Raw genomic sequence first — 2,449 nt, 5'->3', positions numbered from 1 at the left:
GCGACGCCGGCCGCGGCGCGGGTCGCGGGGGATCCGGCGGCGAGGACGTCGAGCCGCCCCGCCCGTCGGCGCGGATGCTGGCGCCGGACCGCGGGGACCCCGTCGCCCGCCTCGAGCGCAACGCGCTGGAGGCCGTGCTCCAGTACCCCGGCTCGGTGGACGCCGCCGCGTTCGACGCGCTGGGTGACGACGCGTTCTCCGTCCGGGCCTTCCGGGCCGTGCACGAGGCGATCCGGGCCGCAGGCGGACCGGGGTCCCAGGGCTCGGGCTGGGCGGAGCGCGTGCGCGAGGAGGCCGCCGGGCCCGTGGTCGACCTCGTCACGGAGCTCGCCGTCGCACCGCTGCCCGAGGACCGGCCGGAGGCCGTCGAGGACTACGTCCGCGGGGTGGTCGCTGCGCTCGTGGACCTCGGTCTGACCCGACGGATCGCCGATCGCCGCGGCCGTCTGCAGAGGATGGACCCGGTGGGCCAGGCCGAGGAGTACGGCGCGGCGTTCGCCGAGCTGGTCGCCCTGGAGAACCACCGCCGCGCCGTCCGCGCGCGCGACTGAGCCGCACCCCCGCACCGACATCGAGGAGCCACCCGTGGTCGTCGCCCTGGTCCGTCGCCCGTCCCCGACCCTCGCCGACGGGGTGGTCGAGCACATCGACCGCGTGCCCGTGGACCTCGACCGCGCGCTGGTGCAGTGGGACGGGTACGTCGCGGCCCTGCGCGACAACGGCTGGGACGTGCGCGAGGTCGACCCGTCGCCGGGGCACCCCGACGCGGTGTTCGTCGAGGACACCGTGGTGATGTTCCGGGGGCTGGCGGTGGTGTGCCGCGCCGGGCACCCGTCCCGCCGCGGCGAGGAGGGCGCCACGGAGCGCGCCGTCGCGGCACTGGGCTGCGCCGTGGCGCGGATCGAGGCCCCGGGCACCCTCGACGGCGGCGACGTGCTGAAGATCGGCGACACCGTGCTCGTGGGCCGGGGCGGCCGGACCAACGCCGACGGTGTGCGCCAGCTGCGCGCGATCCTCGCCCCGCTGGGCGGGACCGTCGTGGCCGTCCCGGTCAGCCGGGTGCTGCACCTCAAGACGGCCGTCACGGCGCTGCCGGACGGCACGGTCATCGGGTACGAGCCGTTCGTCGACGACCCGCGCCTGCTGGGCCGCTTCCGCCCCGTCCCCGAGGAGCACGGCACCGCCGTGGTGCTGCTCGGGCAGGACCGGCTGCTGCTGTCCGCGGCCGCACCGCGCACGGCCGACCTGCTCGCGGACCTCGGCTACGTCCCGGTGCCGGTGGACATCGGGGAGTTCGAGAAGCTCGAGGGCTGCGTGACGTGCCTGTCGGTGCGTGTGCGGCACCTGCCGGGCAGCTAGACCTGCATCCCCGCGCACGTCGTGGCGCAGCCGAGGGACCACAGGCCGGCCAGCGAGGCGAGCGCGTCGTTGCGGACCAGTCGCTCGCCGTGCGGCCCCGTGCGGGTGGCCGCCGGTGCCGTGGGTGTGGACCCGCCGGTGTCCCCGGAACCGGGGTCGCCCGACCCCGCCGACCCGTCGCCCGACCCGCCGTCGCCCGACCCCGCCGACCCGTCGCCCGAGCCCGCATCGCCCGAGCCGGTGCCGCCGGAGCCGGTGCCCCCCGACGGGGTGTCGGCCGAGCCGGCGTCGCCCGCGCCTGAGCCGTCGGAGCCGGTGCTGCCGGGACCGGTGCTGCCGGAGCCCGGGCCGCCGGTGCCGCCCTCGGCCGGCTCGGTCGCCCCGGGAGCCGTGCCGCCGCCCGGGGCGACGACGTCCTGGTAGGTCAGTGCGCCGGGCAGCACGCTGGTACGTGCCAGGCGGAACAGGGTGACGTCGTGGATGCCCGCCACGGCCGGGGGCGTGAGGAACACGAGCGTGGTCGGCGTCGTGAGCAGCACGCGACCGGGGGCGGTGGCTCCGATGCGCACACCCGTCCCCGGCTCGAGGGCGGTCGCGGTGACGACGACGAGCGTCCCGCCCGAGGTCGGCACATGGACCGGGCCGATCCGCGTGACACCGAACGCCCCGACGCCGTCGTACGACGTCGCGTCCGGCGCGCCGGTGCCACCGGGGCCAGGCGCAGCTGGGCCCGGTGCGGGTGTCGGGCTCGTCCCGGAACCGCCGGAGCTGCCTGGACCGGCCGGCGTGGGGCCCGTGGTCGGGCTCGTCCCGTCGGCACCCTCGCCCGTGCCGCTGCCACCGCTGTCGCCCGCACCCGAGTCGCCTGTCCCAGCGCCACCGGAGCCGGAGGTGCCTGTATCGGTGCCGGTGCCGGTGCCGGTGCCGGTGCCGGTGTCTGTGCCGCCGGTCCCGGTGCCGCCGGAGCCGGAGTCGCCCGACCCCGACCCGGTCCCGCCCGACCCGCCCGAACCCGTGTCGCCGGAGTCCCCACCGGCGCCGGCGTCGCCGGAGCCCCCGCCGGCGCCGGCGTCGCCGGAACCGCCGCCCG

At 78.2% G+C, this 2,449-nt stretch carries 2 protein-coding genes and 1 pseudogene; 2 read left to right on the top strand and 1 reads right to left on the bottom strand.

What is annotated here, in order from left to right; translation table 11 throughout:
- Both dnaG and ddaH read left to right on the top strand, forming a co-directional pair.
- A partial coding sequence (gene dnaG / locus PKY62_RS06655; protein ID WP_502875805.1) for a DNA primase occupies nucleotides 1-551 on the top strand: 551 nt, incomplete at its 5' end.
- A gap of 34 nt (nucleotides 552-585) precedes the next feature.
- Entirely contained in the window at nucleotides 586-1,359 is a 774-nt protein-coding gene (gene ddaH / locus PKY62_RS06650) for a dimethylargininase (protein WP_324535926.1), read from the top strand.
- On the opposite strand, the pseudogene PKY62_RS06645 reads toward ddaH, so the two are convergent.
- Nucleotides 1,356-2,449 (bottom strand): annotated as a pseudogene (locus tag PKY62_RS06645) (hypothetical protein); the annotation flags it as partial. The gene ddaH and the pseudogene PKY62_RS06645 overlap by 4 nt on opposite strands.

Source organism: Actinotalea sp. (assembly GCF_035443605.1).
GTDB lineage: Bacteria > Actinomycetota > Actinomycetes > Actinomycetales > Cellulomonadaceae > Actinotalea.
The sequence above is the reverse complement of the archived record's forward strand: the minus strand, read 5'-3'. Positions and strand labels throughout refer to the sequence as shown.